Source organism: Pandoraea sp. PE-S2R-1 (assembly GCF_002179865.1).
GTDB lineage: Bacteria > Pseudomonadota > Gammaproteobacteria > Burkholderiales > Burkholderiaceae > Pandoraea.
The window spans coordinates 1-440 of the sequence record NZ_NGUR01000104.1; the positions used below are offsets into that span (position 1 = coordinate 1).

At 62.3% G+C, this 440-nt stretch carries 1 protein-coding gene and 1 pseudogene; one reads left to right on the forward strand and one right to left on the reverse strand.

The window, feature by feature from the left end; all coding sequences use genetic code 11:
- Positions 1-217 (forward strand): annotated as a pseudogene (locus tag CDV44_RS27235) (LysR family transcriptional regulator); the annotation flags it as partial.
- Between the two features lie 37 nt (positions 218-254).
- On the opposite strand, the gene CDV44_RS27240 reads toward CDV44_RS27235, so the two are convergent.
- The coding region (locus tag CDV44_RS27240; protein ID WP_141118840.1) for an Hpt domain-containing protein at positions 255-440 on the reverse strand (186 nt) is incomplete at its 5' end.

Consider the following 440-nt stretch of genomic DNA (forward strand, 5'->3'; position numbering starts at 1 on the left):
CATTGCCGTGCCGTATGTCGTGAGTGCCAACGATCTGGTGGTCACCGTGCCGCAGAAATTTGCCGAACGGGCTGCCGCGCCGTTCGGCTTGCGGTTCGTCAAGCCGCCGCTGCGCCTTCCTGCACTGCAAACCAACGTGTTCTGGCACCGCCGCTACCATCAGGACGCCGGCAATCAATGGCTACGCCAACTGATTTCAGAACACTTCGTCGAGTAGAGCAATAAGGAAGGAGAGACAACGCCTGACGCGATCGTCAGGCGTCGCTGGCAATGGCATGCCCTTGGGCCCGCAGCCAGTCGTTCCATGCCGCGTCGAGGGCATCGAATGCGGCTTCCATCTGTCCTGCGGACGCCTGGGGCGCCAGATGTTCCACTTGTGCCGCGAGCGTTGCCAGCGAACTCAGGCCGAACGCCATGAAGCCACCGCGCAAGCGATGTGC